General features: G+C 44.7%; 16 protein-coding genes and 1 pseudogene. 10 read left to right on the top strand and 7 right to left on the bottom strand.

What is annotated here, in order from left to right; genetic code table 11:
- Positions 1–200, top strand: a pseudogene (locus ACQRBH_RS12565) (alpha/beta hydrolase); the annotation flags it as partial.
- A 21-nt stretch (positions 201–221) separates the two neighbouring features.
- On the opposite strand, the gene ACQRBH_RS12560 reads toward ACQRBH_RS12565, so the two are convergent.
- Positions 222–566, bottom strand: coding sequence for a hypothetical protein (locus tag ACQRBH_RS12560; RefSeq protein ID WP_347375633.1), 345 nt, complete (start codon positions 564–566; stop codon positions 222–224).
- Positions 567–689: 123 nt separating this feature from the next.
- Here ACQRBH_RS12560 and ACQRBH_RS12555 point away from each other — a divergent pair, with 123 nt between their 5' ends.
- From ACQRBH_RS12555 to nrdG, 4 genes are all read left to right on the top strand, one after another.
- Positions 690–905 carry a helix-turn-helix domain-containing protein gene (locus ACQRBH_RS12555; RefSeq protein ID WP_235232466.1) on the top strand — a complete coding sequence of 72 codons (216 nt, stop codon included), beginning with the start codon at positions 690–692 and terminating at the stop codon, positions 903–905.
- A 90-nt stretch (positions 906–995) separates the two neighbouring features.
- The gene (locus tag ACQRBH_RS12550; RefSeq protein ID WP_427761941.1) at positions 996–1,637 is read left to right on the top strand and encodes a YczE/YyaS/YitT family protein; all 642 of its coding nucleotides are present in this window, start codon (positions 996–998) and stop codon (positions 1,635–1,637) included.
- 168 nt (positions 1,638–1,805) lie between these two features.
- Positions 1,806–3,995, top strand: a complete 2,190-nt coding sequence (nrdD, locus tag ACQRBH_RS12545) for an anaerobic ribonucleoside-triphosphate reductase (RefSeq protein ID WP_347375634.1) — start codon at positions 1,806–1,808, stop codon at positions 3,993–3,995.
- Between the two features lie 15 nt (positions 3,996–4,010).
- The gene (gene nrdG, locus ACQRBH_RS12540) at positions 4,011–4,505 is read left to right on the top strand and encodes an anaerobic ribonucleoside-triphosphate reductase activating protein (protein ID WP_427743071.1); all 495 of its coding nucleotides are present in this window, start codon (positions 4,011–4,013) and stop codon (positions 4,503–4,505) included.
- Between the two features lie 57 nt (positions 4,506–4,562).
- Here the strand turns inward: nrdG and ACQRBH_RS12535 are convergent, their stop codons facing one another.
- Positions 4,563–5,603, bottom strand: a complete 1,041-nt coding sequence (locus ACQRBH_RS12535) for an AraC family transcriptional regulator (RefSeq protein WP_427761940.1) — start codon at positions 5,601–5,603, stop codon at positions 4,563–4,565.
- Between the two features lie 258 nt (positions 5,604–5,861).
- On the opposite strand from ACQRBH_RS12535, the gene araA reads away from it, so the two are divergent.
- Genes araA through ACQRBH_RS12520 form a run of 3 tightly spaced genes read left to right on the top strand, consistent with a single transcriptional unit; the run spans position 5,862 to position 9,697 of the window.
- The gene (araA, locus tag ACQRBH_RS12530; RefSeq protein ID WP_427761938.1) at positions 5,862–7,361 is read left to right on the top strand and encodes an L-arabinose isomerase; all 1,500 of its coding nucleotides are present in this window, start codon (positions 5,862–5,864) and stop codon (positions 7,359–7,361) included.
- Positions 7,362–7,380: 19 nt separating this feature from the next.
- The gene (locus ACQRBH_RS12525) at positions 7,381–8,082 is read left to right on the top strand and encodes an L-ribulose-5-phosphate 4-epimerase (RefSeq protein WP_427743069.1); all 702 of its coding nucleotides are present in this window, start codon (positions 7,381–7,383) and stop codon (positions 8,080–8,082) included.
- A 22-nt stretch (positions 8,083–8,104) separates the two neighbouring features.
- Positions 8,105–9,697, top strand: coding sequence for a xylulokinase (locus tag ACQRBH_RS12520; protein WP_427761937.1), 1,593 nt, complete (start codon positions 8,105–8,107; stop codon positions 9,695–9,697).
- A gap of 347 nt (positions 9,698–10,044) precedes the next feature.
- On the opposite strand, the gene ACQRBH_RS12515 is transcribed toward ACQRBH_RS12520, so the two are convergent.
- The 3 genes from ACQRBH_RS12515 to aroF are packed head-to-tail and all read right to left on the bottom strand — an operon-like array spanning position 10,045 to position 12,895.
- The gene (locus tag ACQRBH_RS12515) at positions 10,045–10,788 is read right to left on the bottom strand and encodes an SDR family NAD(P)-dependent oxidoreductase (protein WP_427761935.1); all 744 of its coding nucleotides are present in this window, start codon (positions 10,786–10,788) and stop codon (positions 10,045–10,047) included.
- Positions 10,789–10,803: 15 nt separating this feature from the next.
- On the bottom strand, positions 10,804–11,865 hold the full coding sequence (gene aroB, locus ACQRBH_RS12510) for a 3-dehydroquinate synthase (RefSeq protein WP_427761933.1): 1,062 nt from the start codon (positions 11,863–11,865) through the stop codon (positions 10,804–10,806).
- Between the two features lie 13 nt (positions 11,866–11,878).
- Positions 11,879–12,895 (bottom strand): 3-deoxy-7-phosphoheptulonate synthase, encoded by a 1,017-nt coding sequence (aroF, locus tag ACQRBH_RS12505; protein ID WP_235232459.1) that lies wholly within the window; start codon positions 12,893–12,895, stop codon positions 11,879–11,881.
- Positions 12,896–13,112: 217 nt separating this feature from the next.
- Here aroF and ACQRBH_RS12500 point away from each other — a divergent pair, with 217 nt between their 5' ends.
- Both ACQRBH_RS12500 and ACQRBH_RS12495 read left to right on the top strand, forming a co-directional pair.
- Complete coding sequence (locus ACQRBH_RS12500; RefSeq protein ID WP_427761930.1) at positions 13,113–13,736, top strand: 4'-phosphopantetheinyl transferase family protein; 624 nt, start codon at positions 13,113–13,115, stop codon at positions 13,734–13,736.
- A gap of 12 nt (positions 13,737–13,748) precedes the next feature.
- Entirely contained in the window at positions 13,749–15,479 is a 1,731-nt protein-coding gene (locus tag ACQRBH_RS12495) for a glycoside hydrolase family 2 protein (protein WP_427761929.1), read from the top strand.
- A gap of 23 nt (positions 15,480–15,502) precedes the next feature.
- Here the strand turns inward: ACQRBH_RS12495 and ACQRBH_RS12490 are convergent, their stop codons facing one another.
- A complete protein-coding gene (locus ACQRBH_RS12490; RefSeq protein WP_427761927.1) occupies positions 15,503–16,753 on the bottom strand; it encodes an ammonium transporter in 1,251 nt (416 codons plus the stop codon).
- Positions 16,754–16,870: 117 nt separating this feature from the next.
- Positions 16,871–17,209, bottom strand: a complete 339-nt coding sequence (locus tag ACQRBH_RS12485) for a P-II family nitrogen regulator (protein ID WP_235232455.1) — start codon at positions 17,207–17,209, stop codon at positions 16,871–16,873.
- Positions 17,210–17,582: the final 373 nt, after the last annotated feature.

Below are 17,582 nucleotides of genomic sequence, written 5' to 3'. Positions count from 1 at the left end.
TGACTGCAGTGGGTGATTTCCTGAAAGATCAGGCGACCATTCTGGCAGCAAAGCTGGCAGAATGCAATGTACCGTTTATCTACCGTTTCTACGGAGATGCAGAACATGAGCTGGGACATGTGTTTCACTGCAATATAAAGACCCGGGATGCCGCACTTTGCAATGATGAAGAATGTAATTTCTTCAGAGAATTTTGTTAATGATAATGAAGAAGATGAGCACTAAAAATCAATCTCGGTAACGATCTGACCCGAACCATTGCAGAGAACGGTGTCGTAAGGAACCCCGAGATAATAGTGCAGACTGGTGCGGTACAGCTCCAGTTCATAATATGAATTCAGATATTTTCCATTTCGCATCTGGCAGTCATCCACAATTTCTCTGGCCAATACCTCCTCTTTGATTGGAAAAAGACGGTTGATGACAATTGTCAGATGCGTTTCCGTAAGATTGGAAGAAGTAAAAATGGTAGAATGCATGACTTTGTAAGGCTGGTTTTCAAACCAGACGAAAAACAGCAGAATAAGCATAAATACAATGGCCGTAAGCCGCCTCTTTTGCTTCAATATCTTCACTCCCTTCACGGATAAGAACAGACACTGTATCTTATTACAGTGTAAATTAATATATCTATTTTTTCAATGGAAATATGGGTATACTTAACACAAAGAAATGGCATGGTGTTGAGTATGAGTAAGATAGTGATTGATTTGGAAAGAGTTCTGGCAGAAAAAGGTGTCAGTAAAACACAACTTTGTTATATCTGCAGGCTGCAGCGGACACAGTTGAATAACTACTGTAAGAACAAGGTTGTCCGTGTCGATTTGAACACAATTGCAAAAATCTGCGATTGCCTCGAATGCGATGTAAATGACATTTTAAAATTGGAAAAAGAAGAAGTATAGCGGCTGCTGCCTGTTACAGGCAGCGGTTGTTTTTATGAGCATTGATATGTTATATAAATGATAATCAGCTGAAATAGGAGAAGTAAAGCAATGGATAAAAGAAATAAAAGAATATTAATGAGTGTTCTGGGGGTTGTCATATGTGGAATCAGCATCGGTCTTTTCAAACGATCAACATTTGGCGTTGATCCGTATCAGACGCTTATGGGTGGGGTGGACGCAGTATTGCCAATTAGCTTTGGTACTATGTATGTCATTGCAAACATCTGCCTGTTGATGTTTTCTTTAATTCACGACAGGCATCGAATCGGACTTGCAACACTGATCAATCTGTTTTTCCTGGGGTATATTGCCGACTATTCTCACCAGTTTCTGAAAAGTGTATTTCCGGATATTGGATTAGCAGGAAGAGTGGTCATGCTTCTTATGGGGATTGTGATTATGTGTCTTGCTTCTGCGTTTTATTTTACCGCAGATCTAGGAGTATCTACTTATGATGCGGTTGCTTTGATTATTTCTGAAAATTGGAAAGTGGGACCTTTCAAATATTGTCGTATTGCATGTGATCTGGCGTGTGTAGTCATAGGTGTTGCCTTATTTCTGATATCGGGACAGCCGGTGTCAGGACTTACTGAACTTGTGGGATTGGGAACGATCATTACTGCCTTTTTTATGGGGCCGCTGATAGAATTTTTTAATGTCCATGTTGCTCTGCCTTTTTTGAACAAATAATTTTCAGTTCGTAATTTGGCTGTTTTATGCTGCCTTTCATAAAAAAATAAAATATTTTATAATTTCTTCTTCCCTTTATAGTAATTTTAGTGTATGATAGTAAATGCACTAGATATAGTGCATGGGAAAATAATAAAAACAATATTTAGTACAAAGGTGAGGACGAGTATGAGAATAGACGTAAAAACGAATGTAATTAAGAGAAATGGGGAAGAGGTATATTTTGACCTGACGAAGATTATCAATGCGATCAAAGCAGCGAACAATGAGGTGGACAGGATCCATCAGATGAATGAATATCAGATTATGGCCATTGCGGACAATGTTGCGGATCAGGTACAGGAGTCTACACATGCGGTTCATGTAGAGGATATTCAGGATATGGTAGAGCGCGGCATTATGGAGATGCGTGGCTATGAGGTGGCGCAGAAGTATGTCCGCTATCGTTTTAAGCGAGAGTTGACTCGTAAGTCTAACACGACGGATAATGGAATTCTGTCTTTGATCGAGAATATTAATGAGGAAGTGAATCAGGAGAATTCGAACAAGAATCCGGTGATCAATTCTACGCAGCGTGATTACATGGCCGGAGAAGTCAGCAAGGATTTGTCAAAGCGTATACTTTTACCGGAAGAGATTGTAAATGCCCACGAAGCTGGAATCATTCATTTCCATGATTCTGATTATTTTGCGCAGAAGGAACACAACTGTGATCTGATCAATCTGGAGGATATGCTGCAGAATGGTACAGTCATCAGTGAGACGATGATCGAGAAGCCGCACAGCTTCTTTACGGCTTGTAATGTAACGACGCAGATTGTGGCACAGGTCGCAAGTAATCAGTACGGCGGACAGTCATTTTCACTGGCACATCTGGCACCGTTCGTAGATGTCAGCAGAAAGAAGATCCGTAAGAATGTCATTGCAGAGCGGGAAGAATGCGGCGAGAGTATGGATGAACAGATCATCGATAAAGTAACTGAGCGCAGATTAAGAGACGAGGTAAAGAGTGGAATCCAGACGATTCAGTATCAGTTGATCACGTTGATGACCTGTAATGGTCAGGCGCCATTTGTTACGATGTTCATGTATCTGGATGAGGTGGAAGAAGGACAGACCAGAGACGACTTGGCAATGATCATTGAAGAAGTGCTGAAGCAGAGAATGCAGGGCGTGAAGAATGAAAAAGGCGTATGGATCACACCGGCATTTCCGAAGCTGATCTATGTGCTGGATGAGGATAATATTACGGAAGATTCCAAATACTGGTATCTGACAGAGTTATCTGCACAGTGTACGGCAAAGCGTATGGTGCCGGATTATATTTCCGCTAAGATTATGAAGCAGTTGAAAAAGGGAAATGTATACACATGTATGGGCTGCCGTTCTTTCCTGACGGTCGAAGAGAGTCAGAAGAATCCGGATGGTTCTTATAAGTTCTACGGACGTTTCAATCAGGGTGTTGTTACGATTAACCTGGTGGATGTGGCATGTTCTTCTGAAGGAGATATGGATCGGTTCTGGAAGATTCTGGATGACCGTCTGGAATTATGCCATCGTGCACTTCGCTGCAGACATGAGAGACTTCTGGGAACCGTATCAGACGTTGCTCCGATTCTGTGGCAGCATGGTGCACTGGCACGTCTGAAGAAAGGCGAGACCATTGATAAATTATTATATAATGGATATTCTACGATTTCATTAGGCTACGCAGGCCTCTATGAGATGTGTATGCGCATGCTTGGCAAGTCACATACAGATCCGGAAGGAAGAGTATTTGCCCTGAAGGTTATGCAGAGACTGAATGATAAGTGTGCAGAGTGGAAAGCAGCAGAGAATATCAGCTATTCAGTATACGGAACGCCGATGGAATCCACCACTTATAAGTTCGCAAAATGTCTTCAGAAGAGATTTGGAATTATCAAAGGTGTTACAGATAAGAACTATATTACAAATAGCTATCATGTTCATGTATCCGAAGAGATTAACGCGTTTGACAAGCTGGAGTTTGAAGCCGATTTCCAGAAATTGTCTCCGGGCGGAGCAATCAGCTATATCGAAGTACCGGATATGCAGCAGAACATTCCGGCAGTGCTGTCCGTAATGCAGTTTATCTATGATCATATTATGTATGCAGAGCTGAATACCAAGAGTGATTATTGCGAAGTATGCGGTTATGACGGAGAGATTCTGATCAAGGAAGACGAATGTGGCAAGCTGATCTGGGAATGCCCGAACTGCGGTAATCAGGATCAGGATAAGATGTCCGTGGCAAGAAGAACCTGCGGCTATATCGGAACCCAGTTCTGGAATCAGGGAAGAACCCAGGAAATCAAAGACCGAGTACTTCACTTGTAAAAGGAATCTGATGTTATGAATTATGCAAATATTAAGAAATATGATATTGCAGACGGCCCGGGGGTGAGGGTGTCGCTGTTTGTATCAGGATGCCGGCACCACTGCAAGGGATGCTTCAATTCCGAAGCCTGGGATTTCGAGTATGGAAGGCCATACACAGCCGAGACAGAGGCGGAGATTCTGGAAGCATTAAAGCCGGGCTATATCGCCGGGCTTACCCTCTTGGGCGGAGAGCCCTTCGAGCCGGAGAATCAGGCAGAACTTGTAAAACTGCTCCGGAAAGTCCGGGAAACCTATCCAGAGAAAAGCATCTGGAGTTACACCGGGTTTGTCTACGATAAAGACCTGGTGCCCGGCGGGCGGGCATATACCGATGTGACAGACGAGATGCTGTCCTATCTGGACGTGCTGGTAGATGGGCCGTTCGTAGAAGAACTGAAAGATATTACACTACAGTTTAGAGGCAGCAGTAACCAAAGAATTCTCAAAATGGATAAAAAGGGGACGTAGTATTTTGCAAAAATACTACGTCCCCTTTTGCATTTTGCCCTGTACCCAATTGAGCGATTATCCTTTTTTTCTATATTGTGATGGGGGCATCCCGTATCGTTTCTGAAAGATCTTATAGAAATATCCCTTATTATGATATCCGACAATATCGGCAATTTCTTCCACGCTTTTGGGGGAGGTGGTCAGTAGGTGTTCTGCCTTTTCCAGGCGGATTTTCTGCACGTAGGCGGAATAGGTCATGCCGGTCTTGGCTTTGATCAGTCGGTTGAAATAATCTTCCTGAAAGTGGAAGGTGTCGACTAACTGTTGAATTGTAATGTCGGCAGAATGCTGCTGTATGTATTCGGAGACTTCCTCGAAGATGATCCAGTTCATGGTCTTGCGCTGTTCTCTGGATAAGGAGAATTCGTATGTGGTGCTGAGCAGACGGAAGATGCGAAGCAACAGGCCTTTGCAGATGTAGCGGGAGCCGATGGTGTTGCTGCATAGCTCTTTTAGCAGCAGGTACAGGCAGTCTTCTAATGCTTCGGTGGCATCAGCGCCCGGACGGAAATGTAGATATTGTTGTACATCTTTTTGCTTCAGCAGTGCAGATTGAAGAAAAGATATAATCTTCTGAGTAGTTACATTTTCATCCATGATCTCTGCAAACATATCGTTAGCAATCCCGAGAAACAGAATGATGGCGGGCTGATCCAGCAGATAATCCTGGTGCAGACAGTTCTTGTCGATCAGGCATAGATCGCCTTTCGAGAAAATGATATCTTTACCCAGAATTCGCTGGCGAAATTCTCCTTCTACTACGTAGGTTAATTCGATGTAATCGTGGGTGTGAAGTTGTGTCTTCTCGCCGGAAGAAAAAGGAAGCTGATAACAAAAGGGTGAAGGAGCAGGCTGCATTGTGGCGTAAAGATTCTGTGCAGAATCAATGTTCCAGCACAGAGCGAAGATTCGGTCCTGCTCTAGTAATGGGTAAGTCTTTACTTCCTGGACGGACTTGGAATATTCTGGACAGACGAGTCTGGGACCAAGTTTATGGTCTGCAGGAAGAAGACCCTGGTCGGAAGAAGTAACCTGCTGGCATAAATCGGAAAGCATCAAAGTGATATCCTCCTGTCTTTGATATAGAAAATGTCAGAGCTAAAAATCAGGGTGTGGCCTGATAGTATATGTCAATTATAGCACAGATAGGAGTGAAGGAAAATGAATTACAGGTCGGAATAGGTAACTTTAGGGAGAAATCGACAGAGTTATGAAATTGCGGAAAACTTCCGCATTTTCTTATAATAAAACCAGAAAATGACATAGCACGTATCGATCATATCAATCAGAAAATGAAGAAAAGGAGAGTAGACAATGTTAAAGACGAAGAATTATCAGTTTTGGTTTTGTACCGGTTCACAGGATCTGTATGGGGATGAATGTCTGGCGCATGTGGCAGAACATTCGAAGAAGATTGTAGAGGCGTTGAATGCATCCGGGAATCTTCCGTATGAGGTGGTTTGGAAACCGACCCTGATCACCAATGAGTTGATCAGAAAGACATTGAATGAAGCGAATATGGATGAAACTTGTGCGGGTGTAATTACTTGGATGCATACATTTTCACCGGCAAAATCCTGGATCCTGGGACTTCAGGAATACCGAAAACCATTGTTGCATCTACATACGCAGTTTAATCAGGAGATTCCTTATGATACCATAGATATGGACTTTATGAATGAGAATCAGGCGGCTCATGGGGACAGAGAGTACGGGCACATCTTCTCCCGCCTTGGGATGGAGCGAAAGGTCATCGTTGGATTCTGGGCGGACGAGAATGTACAGAAGAGAATCGGTTCCTGGATGCGTACGGCAGTAGGTGTTATCGAGAGCAGTCATATCCGTGTCATGCGTATTGCAGACAATATGCGAAATGTTGCAGTAACGGAAGGCGACAAAGTAGAAGCGCAGATTAAATTTGGCTGGGAAGTGGATGCTTATCCGGTCAATGAGATTGTGGAAGCTGTCAATGCAGTATCTCAGGCAGACATTGACACACTTGTGGAAGAATATTATGATAAATATGAGATTCTTCTGGAAGGCAGAGATGCGAAAGAATTCCGTGACCATGTAGCTGTTCAGGCCGGAATCGAGATTGGATTTGAGAGATTCCTGGAGGAAAAGAACTATCAGGCAATCGTAACTCATTTCGGAGATCTTGGTGGATTGAAACAGCTTCCGGGACTTGCCATCCAGAGACTGATGGAAAAAGGATACGGCTTTGGAGCAGAAGGTGACTGGAAGACCGCTGCCATGGTGCGTGTCATGAAGATTATGACGGAAGGAATGAAGGGTGCGAAGGGAACTTCATTTATGGAAGATTATACCTATAATCTGGTACCTGGAAAAGAAGGAATCCTGCAGGCGCATATGCTGGAAGTATGCCCGACCATTGCAGACGGCAAGATCAGCATCAAAGAGCAGCCATTATCTATGGGTGACAGAGAAGACCCGGCAAGACTGGTATTTACGGCAAAAGAAGGGCCGGCAGTTGCAACATCCTTGATTGACCTTGGTGACAGATTCCGCCTGATCATCAATGATGTCAATTGCAAGAAGACCGAGAAACCAATGCCAAAGCTTCCGGTGGCAACTGCATTCTGGACACCGGAACCGAACCTTCAGACGGGTGCAGAAGCGTGGATTCTGGCAGGTGGTGCACACCATACTGCATTTTCTTATGATCTGACAGCAGAGCAGATGGGCGACTGGGCTGCGTACATGGGAATTGAAGCGGTCTACATTGACAAAGATACGACCATCCGTCAGTTTAAGAATGAACTTTTGTGGAACAGTGTAGTATTTCGTAAATAATAAGAAGAGGTAGGAAAAGATGCTTGAAAAATTAAAACAAGAAGTATATGAAGCGAATATGCTTCTCCCCAAATACAATCTGGTAACATTTACCTGGGGAAATGTAAGCGGTATTGACCGAGAGAGTGGCTTGTTCGTCATTAAGCCGAGTGGAGTAGAATATGAGAAGCTGACACCGGAAGATATGGTGGTTGTGGATCTAAATGGCAATAAAGTAGAAGGAAGATATCATCCGTCTTCCGATACTGATACCCATGTTGTTCTTTACAATCGCTTCCCGAACGTAGGGGGAATCGTACATACTCATTCTTCCTGGGCAACGAGCTGGGCACAAGCCGGAAGAGGAATTCCATGTTATGGGACAACTCATGCGGATTACCTCTATGGGGAGGTCCCTTGTGTGAGAAATCTGACAAAAGAGGAGATTGAAGAAGCATACGAGAAGAATACGGGAATCCTGATTGCAGATGAATTTGAGAAAAATGGACTGGATTACGCTGCGACACCGGCGGTATTGTGCAAGAACCATGGACCATTTACCTGGGGAAAGGATGCCCATGAGGCAGTACATAATGCAGTAGTTCTGGAAGAAGTGGCGAAGATGGCGGCACGCTGTGAGATGATCAATCCACAGAATCAGCCTGCGCCGCAGGAACTGCAGGATAAGCACTATTATAGAAAACACGGCGCGAATGCTTATTACGGGCAGCCGGGAAAATAAAAATAAGAGGAGGCTAATGAACATGAGTGATGTAAAGCAATTGATCGAGAGCGGAAGAGCATTTCTTGGAATTGAATTTGGCTCTACGAGGATTAAGTCCGTATTGATCGATGAGAATCACAATCCAATCGCATCTGGAAGTCACAGTTGGGAAAATCGTTTCGAAAATGGTATCTGGACGTATACGCTCGATGATATCTGGACAGGTTTGAGAGATAGCTACAGAGATCTGGCAGAGAATGTGCAGCAAGAATATGGAGTTGTGATTAAGAAGCTTGGAGCAATCGGCTTCAGCGCGATGATGCACGGATATATGGCATTTGATAAGGAAGGAAATCTTCTGGCGCCATTTGCAACCTGGAGAAATAGTAATACAGGTGCAGCGGCTGAGGTTCTGATTGATCTGTTCCAGTATAATATTCCTCTGAGATGGAGTATCGCACATCTGTATCAGGCAATCCTGGATGATGCAGAACATGTAAAGGATATTACCTATATGACGACACTTGCAGGATACATTCACTGGAAGATGACGGGAGAGAAAGTGCTGGGAGTTGGCGATGCTTCCGGTATGTTCCCGATTGATATGGCAACCAGAGATTATGACGAAGAGATGATTCAGAAGTTCGATCAGCTCGTGGCAGATAAGAATTATCCGTGGAAGATTCGAGAGATTCTGCCAAAAGTACTGGTGGCAGGAGAGGCAGCCGGCGTCCTGACGGAAGAGGGAGCAAGACTTCTGGATGAATCTGGCAATCTGGAAGCGGGCATTTTGCTGTGTGCACCAGAAGGAGATGCAGGAACCGGAATGGTAGCGACCAACAGCGTTGCCAAGCGCACCAGCAACATTTCTGCAGGAACATCCTTCTTCTCTATGGTAGTACTGGAGAAGCCATTGAAAAACCTGCACACAGAGATTGACATGGTTACGACACCAGACGGAAGCCTTGTGGCGATGGTACACTCCAATAACGGAACCACTGACCTGAACGCCTGGGTAGGCCTTTTCAAAGAATTTGCAGACAGCATCGGTGCAGATGTAGGCATGGATAAGATGTATGGTACCCTTTATAACAAAGCGCTGGAAGGCGATGTTGACTGTGGAGGAATCCTCTCTTACGGAAATTATGCAGGAGAGCCAATTACAGCGGTTGAAAAAGGAAGACCGATGGTAGTAAGAACCCCGGAGAGCAAGTTCACCCTTGCGAACTTTATGCGGTCCCATCTGTATACAGCGCTGGGCGTCATTAAAGTCGGAATGGATATCCTCACCAAAGAAGAAGGCGTAGAGATTGATACCGTCTTGGGACACGGCGGACTGTTCAAGACCAAAGGCGTAGGACAGAAAGTCCTGGCAGACGCTATCAATACACCAGTCGTAGTCATGGAGACTGCAGGAGAAGGCGGTCCCTGGGGAATGGCAATCCTTGCGGCATACATGGTACAAAAAGAAGAAGGCGAAGCATTGGGCGATTATCTGAATCATAAAGTATTCGGCGAAGATGCAGGCTCAAGAATCGATCCAGACCCAGAAGGCGTGACAGGATACGAAGTATTCATGGAAAGATACAAAAAAGGATTAGATATCGAGCGGAAAGCATGTGAAGATTTATAAAAAGGTAAAAAGGGGACGTAAAAGGGGACGTAGTATTTTTGCAAAATACTACGTCCCCTTTTGTAAAATGCCCTGTACCTTTTTGCACATATTTAGCTCTTGTTTCATATTTGCGTCGCAAAATGTTAACAATTAGTTTGCATTTTTATCACATTTTTATCACAGATTCTGGGTATACTATAATTGTTCTAAGGAACAACACTTAAATTCTTTTTCATAACTTTTTCCTCAGGGCTGCACTCCTCCCAAACATGCAGTCCTATTTTATTGCTTATATGTAACTATGTATATCTGACATAAAAAATCGTCGCTTTCGAAGGCGACGATTTTTGCATTTTATACTGTTCTTATACTGTTGTATATAGATCGATACATTGTCCGGTCATGACCAGAGGTGCATCGGTCAGTAAGTAGACGATGGCGTTGGCTACATCTGTGGCGCTTCCCATAACCGCATCATCCTGTCCGACGGAGTGATTATATACGCGCTGTCCCGGAGTATCGACGATTGCCGGTGCCACTGCATTGACTTGAATGCCGTATTCCTTGGTCTGGATAGCGGCTGTCTTGGTCATGGTGACGATGGCACCTTTGGCGACAGAATAAGCACCCATCTGAGAGGCAATTCTTCCCATTCTGGAAGAAACGCTGACAACTCGTCCGCTGCCCTGCTTTATCATTACTGGCAGAACATGCTTGAAGCAGAAGAATGGAATCTTGATGTTGGTCTTGATGATCTGATCCCATTGTTCTTCGGACCACTCCCAGAGTTTGATTGCCTGATGCTCAATGTTCTTATAGATTTCCTTTGGATATCCGCCGGCATTATTGACCAGAATGTCGATCCTTCCGTATTTTTCTACTACAGTATCTACCATGGCCTGGACTTCAGCTTCTACAGTAAGGTCGTGGGACAAAGAGATTGCCTTTCCACCGTTGTCTTCAATCTGCCTTACTGTCTCATCCAGGTCTGCCTGTGTTCTCGCGACAGCAACGACGGTGGCACCTTCAGCGGCGACAGCCAGTGCGGCTTCACGTCCGATTCCCTTTCCGGCGCCGGTTATGATGGCGATTTTTCCTTCTAATTTCATGATGATTCCTCCATATTATATGTTTTGGTCATATTGGTTAAAAAATTCAATGGTTGCAGGGTGTATATAACTGGAGCCGATATCATGCAACAGGATAATATTTAACTTGTTGTTCAGATTTTTCTTGTCAAGAGCAATTGCTGCGGTCAGATCTCGAAGCGGCAGATTGCACGCATGAGGCAGACCATATATATCCAATACTTTTCGTATGCGATCAGCGGTTCCGGAGACGGTCAGGCCCTGGGCTTCGGTCAGCAGCGTGAGCTGGTACATGCCGATGGACACGGCCTCTCCATGGCTTTCTCTTCCATAGTTAAAATGTTGTTCGATGGTATGTCCGAGCGTATGTCCGAAGTTCAGGAGCATACGCTCGCCAGTGTCGAATTGATCGTGTTCTACAACCACGCGTTTGATATCTACGCATCGTTGAATGATGGCAGGCAGTTCTTCTTTCAGATCATCAAAAGAACTGTGCGATTCCAAGGTGTGGAATAATTGTGCATCTTTGATACAGCCGTATTTGATGACTTCTCCCATGCCATCGCTGATAAATCGTTCCTCCAATGTGTTCAGTACCAACGGATCGATGAGTACCAGTGCTGGTTGATAGAATGCACCAACCAGATTCTTTCCTTGTGGAAGGTCGACAGCGACCTTGCCGCCGACGGAAGAATCTACCTGTGCGAGAAGTGATGTTGGAATCTGTACCAACTTGACACCGCGCAGGTAACTGGATGCGGCAAAACCAGCCAGATCACCAATGACGCCGCCGCCAAGTGCGATGACCAGATCACTCCGGGAGATCTTGGCGTTAAGCATAGCACTGTAGACGCCGGGGAGTGTCTGGAAATCTTTTGTGGCTTCTCCGTGAGGAAGTACAACATGGTGGCATTCGTAACTGTCTGATAGTCCGGCAATGAGTTTCTCGCCATAGAGAGGAAATACATGATCATCTGAGATGATTATGATTCGTTTGCCAGAGAACACGTCAGCGATATAAGAAGCGGCCTGGGACAGGATGTTATTTTCAATATAGATGGGATAGCTGTTTTTTCCCAGATTCACGGTTAACTTCATAGGTTACTCCTGATTATGACATCTGCTTCCCGATCACTTTGGCAATCTGGGAAACTTCTTTGATAAGGGTATCGTATTTGGCGGGTTTTAATGACTGCGCACCATCACACAGCGCACATTCTGGGTCATTGTGGACTTCTACCATGAGTCCGTCTGCGCCTGCAGCGATCGCAGCCTTTGCCATTGGTTCTACAAGCCACCATTTACCGCCGGCGTGGCTTGGGTCTACGACAACAGGGAGATGTGTCAGTCTGCGGAGCACCGGAATGCTCTGGAGATCCAGAGTATTTCTGGTGTAAGTTTCAAAAGTACGGATTCCGCGTTCGCAGAGGATGACATTTTCATTACCGGCAGCCATGATATATTCTGCGGACATGATCCATTCTTCATAGGTCGCGTTGAGACCTCTCTTTAAGAGAATCGGACGGTCAAGCTGTCCTAACTGCTTTAAGAGATCGAAGTTCTGCATGTTGCGGGCACCAATCTGGATCAGATCGACTTTTTCGTTGAAAACATCCAGATATTGTGGGGACATCAGTTCTGTTACGATTGGAAGACCAGTTGCAGCTTTGGCTTCACATAAGATGTCCAGACCTTCCAGTCCAAGGCCCTGGAAAGAATAAGGGCTGGTTCTCGGTTTGAAAGCACCGCCTCTTAATAAATTAGCACCGGAAGCTTTGGCGGCCTTTGCAATCTCCAGAACCTGGTCAACAGATTCGACAGAGCAAGGACCGGCAATCAATGCCAGATGACCGCCGCCGACCTTAACACCAGATACATCTACGATGGAGTCTTCTGGATGGAATGCACGGTTCGCCAGTTTGTAAGGCTCTTGAACGTGCATAACCTTATCGACAGCCTTGTCTACTTCAAAGAGTTTCGGGTCAACCTGCGTTGTGTCTCCGATACATCCGATGATAGTCATCTCGGCACCTTCCACAACATGAGTGTCCAGACCCTTCCTCTTGATCAATTGCTCGACACGGGACAAGTCATCCTTCGTCGCGCGTGGTTTTAATACAATAATCATAGTACTCCTCCATATATTTCAATACTTGTCAGATTGTCTAAATATTCACACTGTAAAACTTTAGCTGTTTAAAGTGCGAAAAACTAATGTTATACTAACGCATGAATATTTGAATGTCAACACTTTTTTGGAAAATATTTTATAATCTGTGGTACACTACATATATAATAGTAGAAATAGAATTCCTATAAGATCGTCAAAAGTGCAGGAGGCAATTATGGTAAGAGTCTGGATGGCAGATATCACCCCATTATTAATAGAAGAAACATATCAGGCATATTATCGAGAACTTCCCGAATGGCGTAAGGAGAAGGCTGACAGGCATCATCATCTGATTGACCGGGCACAAAGTGTAGGAGCGTGGAGTCTGTGGATGCGGGTAAAAGAACGGTATGGTTTACTCGATGAGGTTGTCTATAATCTCTCTCATTCGGGAAATTATGTGCTGTGTGCGTTCAGTGATACGCAAGGAGCCAAAGTAGGGTGTGACCTGGAAGTGGTCAAGGACTTGCGGGAAGCGGTGGCAAGGAGGTTCTTCTGTCAGGCGGAATATGAGCACCTGATGCAGATTGAGGAGCCGGAACGGACACGACGATTCTTCCGGTATTGGGTGTTGAAGGAGAGCTTTCTGAAAGCAACTCGGCGGGGCATGGCGCTGGATACACGTTCATTCGAGATTGGATGGGATGAGAATGACAGCCCTTATCTAAAAGATCAGCCGGAAGAATTCCCGGAGAGATATTATTATCAAGAGTATCATAGGGCCAATGTGGATGCAGGGATTGCAGTCTGTACCACGGATCCAGAGATTGATAAGCAGCTTTATCTATTAGAATTGTAAGGAGTGGATGTGATGAAAAGACTTCGGACAAGGTGGGCAGACCGAGTAGATGAGAATCATGTGTTAGAGGAATATCCAAGGCCACGGATGGAACGAGACAGTTATGTGAATCTGAACGGGCGTTGGGACTATGCTATTACCAGAGAAGGAACCAAACCAGAGGTATATGATGGCACAATTCTGGTGCCTTTTTCTCCAGAAGCAGATCTTTCGGGAGTGAACCGACAGCTGCAGCCGACAGAATATCTCTGGTATCATCGGGCACTGCCCGGGCAAGTGCAGCTGACAGAAGGAAAACGGTGGCTGTTGCATTTTGGTGCGGTAGACCAGTATGCGGTCGTGTATGTGAATGGAAAGCTTCTGAAAAGACATCTGGGAGGATATCTGCCTTTTACGGTAGATGTGACGGAGGCTTTGTCGGATACAGCGAATGAGTTGCTGGTGATGGTGCAAGATTACAGTGATGCTTCTTATTATAGTAGGGGCAAACAAAAGCTGAAGCGCGGAGGTATGTTTTATACGGCGCAGAGTGGAATCTGGCAGACAGTATGGATGGAAGAAGTGCCGCAGCAATATATTACGGACATTATCGTCACACCTCTTTACGATCAGAATGCCTTGCAGGTCAAGGTGACGGCTTCTCAAAAGGAATTGGCAGAAGAGGTGACGATTACCGTATCGTCTGAGGAAATGCAGCCGCTTCAGGTGACCAAAGGGGTGGGAGAAGACATTCTGATTCCGCTGTCGCAGGCACATCCCTGGAGCCCGGAAGATCCATTTCTATATAATATAGAAGTGCAGATGGGATTGGATCATGTGCGAAGCTACGCTGCCATGCGAAAGATTAGTGTGGCAAGAGATCCGAAAGGAATTCCAAGAATATTTTTGAATAACCAGCCGTATTTTCAAAAAGGGGTACTGGATCAGGGATATTGGCCGGAGGGGCTGTATACACCGCCTTGTGATGAGGCGATGATCTACGATATTCAGACAATGAAAGATCTGGGATTCAATATGCTCAGAAAGCATCTGAAGATTGAACCGCAGCGGTGGTACTATCACTGTGACCGCCTGGGAATGTTGGTGTGGCAGGATATGGTCAATGGAGGGAATCCATACAAGGCCTGGCATGTGACGTACCTGGCGACCGCAATGGAATTCTTCCATATAAAAATGAAAGATTCCTATCTGTGGCTGCTGGGAAGGAGAAATGAACGCGGACGGCGTCAGTTTGTGGAAGAGATGCGAAGAACCATTGAGCATCTGTATAGCCATCCATCCATTGTAACCTGGGTCATCTTCAACGAAGGATGGGGGCAGTTTCATGCCAATGCAGTGACGAATATTGCAAGAGAGATGGACCATACAAGGCTGATCGACCAGGCCAGCGGATGGTTCGACCAGGGAGGCGGTGATATTCACAGTATCCACGATTATTTCTTCCCGTTGAAAGTACATCCAGAGACCAGAGCGACAGCATTGACGGAATTCGGAGGATTCTCCTGGCGGATTCCAGAACATAGTATGTACAAAAGTGTCTATGGATATCGTGTGTATACGTCAAAGAAAGAATTGAACAGAGGTTATCGAGAACTGATAAAAAAAGAAATACTTCCCAACATCCCACGGGGGCTGTCCGCAACCATCTACACCCAGCTGTCTGATGTGGAAGAAGAAGTAAATGGAATCCTGACCTACGATCGAGAAATTGTGAAAATTGACGAGAGGGACGGGGGTTTTTGAAAAACCCCCGTCCCCGTTTCGTACTATATTCTAAAATTAAAGTCTGCGTAAGCAGAAGAGCCATGTTCGTGTACATCCAGACCATCAATCTCCTCTTCGCGGGAAACTCGAAGTCCGATTGTCTTGTCGATTAACTTGAATACAATGAATGCCATTACGAGTACATACAATGCTGTCGCGCCGACACCAATCAGCTGTGTTACAAGATCACATCCGTCTCCAAATACTCCGGTAAGGATTGTTCCAAGAGCGCCGCAGACACCGTGAACGCTGATGGCACCAACTGGGTCATCGACTTTTACTTTCTGGTCGATAATCTCTACAGAGAATACGACCACGATACCAGCGATGATACCAATGATGATTGCTTCCCATTCACTTACTACGTCACATCCTGCAGTGATTGCAACGAGACCGGCAAGAGAACCGTTGAATGTCATAGATACATCAGGCTTGCCATAGCGAATCCAGGTTACGATCATAGCGAGTAAGGTTGCTGCAGCGGCTGCAAGGTTGGTTGTCATAGCGATATGTCCAAGGCTTGTTGTTGCAGCGGTTGTGGAACCACAGTTGAATCCGAACCAGCAGAACCACAGGATGAATACACCAAGTGCTGCAATTGGAAGGTTGTGTCCCGGGATAGCTTTTGCTTTGCCATCTTTGCCGTATTTTCCAATACGAGGTCCAAGGATCATGGCACCAACGAAAGCACAGATACCGCCGACCATATGAACTGCCGTAGATCCGGCGAAATCATGAAAGCCTAACTCTGATAAGAAACCGCCGCCCCAGATCCAGTGACCGGATACTGGATAGATGAAGATACTGATGGCTGCACTGTATGCCAGGTAAGCTGCGAATTTTGTTCGTTCAGCCATGGAACCGGATACGATGGTTGCAGCTGTTGCGCAGAATACAGTGTGGAAGATGATGAAAACTCCGATTGGAAGTCCGTTAAACATTCCATCTGCATCTGCCAATGTGGTAGGATTAAAGAATCCCTTGATTCCAACGACACCGTTCCAGTCAGTTCCGTGCATCAGAGCAAATCCGAAGACGAAGAAGAGTAAACTTCCAAGAACGAAGTCCATCATATTTTTCATTAAAATGTTACCTGTGTTTTTGGCCCTGGTAAAACCGGCCTCACACATTGCAAAACCAGCCTGCATAAAATATACGAGAATTGCACCAATCATGGTCCACATAATGTTCATGAGCAGGCCAGATGCTTCCGCCACATCCATGCCGTTTTCTATTAAAGTTGCTAAATCCATAAAATTACCTCCTAAGCTTCTGCGTGAATGAAAAAGGAGATAATAGCGTTTTTTTAATATCGCGATTATCTCCTTCGATAGCAGTGTATATTCATGTTGTATTGGGTTGTATGTAGTTTACAAAGCATCAGATCCACGCTCACCGGTACGGATACGAACTGCATCTTCCACTTCATATACAAATATCTTTCCATCACCATAAGTTCCGGTACGAATCTCAGATGTAATCTTTTCAATTAATGTCTCTGCAATATCTGGTTCGATGACGGTCTCTACTTTTACTTTTGGCAGAAGGTTTACATTATATTCTGCACCACGGTATACTTTTTTGTGTCCTTTTTGATTACCGTAACCCATTACGTTGCTGATCATCAGACCGTTTACATTACTTTCATCAAGTATGGTCTTCAGGTCTTCCAGCTTTTCAGGCTGAATAATTATTTCCAATTTTTTCATAGAGCCTACCTCCTTAATCTCACTCCGTATTCCTTTTTGAATCTGTCACCTTACAATGAATGCCTGAAATTGAACGCCTGCGATGACAGATTCATTCGGATACATCATAACAAAAATGGCGCCTTCCCCGAAAGGAAAACGCCTTTGTTTTTGATGTGTCTTATTATACACAACCGGAAAATTTTGTAAATAGAAATTTTATGAAAAATTAAGATTTTATGACAAATGTACAGAAAAATTAAAAAACTAAAGAAAATTTTGTTGGAAAATATGTTATAAATCCATCAAATTTCCTTGATTAAGTTAAACAGATAATTATGGATATTGCTGTGCATAATTATTATGAAAAGAATGTAATCCGAGGATCATGTAG

It is taken from the genome of Bariatricus sp. SGI.161, from assembly GCF_050313695.1.
In the GTDB taxonomy this organism is placed as follows: domain Bacteria; phylum Bacillota; class Clostridia; order Lachnospirales; family Lachnospiraceae; genus JAFBIX01.
This window is presented reverse-complemented; position numbering and strand designations above follow the sequence as displayed.